This is a genomic window from Pseudomonas sp. SIMBA_068, assembly GCF_046534705.1.
Taxonomy (GTDB): Bacteria; Pseudomonadota; Gammaproteobacteria; order Pseudomonadales; family Pseudomonadaceae; genus Aquipseudomonas; species Aquipseudomonas putida.
Genome location: NZ_JAWRYI010001014.1, coordinates 1 through 255 on the forward strand (window position 1 = coordinate 1; position 255 = coordinate 255).

The window sequence follows — 255 nt, forward strand, 5'->3', positions numbered from 1 at the left end:
TGGGATGGCCATAGATACACGTCTCCTTGTGTGCTGATGACCCGCAACTCGTGATACGAATTGAGGCTGGCATAAAGCGCAAAAAACTCATTTAGAACGCAAGCGAATACAAACAGGTCGCCCTGGCCAACAAAGCCCTGGGAATCGACCGTCAGATCGATCCGCACGCCTCGGATGGGCAGCCCGCGGTGCAGGCGATCCACTGGCTCTTGGCGGATGGAGAGCAAGGCGCCCAGTCTTTTCTGGCTGACCTTC

The 255-nt window shown here is 56.5% G+C and carries 1 protein-coding gene; it reads right to left on the bottom strand.

Translation table 11 applies throughout. The features are described 5' to 3' along the window. On the bottom strand, positions 1-255 hold a 255-nt coding region (locus SB756_RS32490; RefSeq protein WP_410913561.1), incomplete at both ends, for a type VI secretion system baseplate subunit TssF.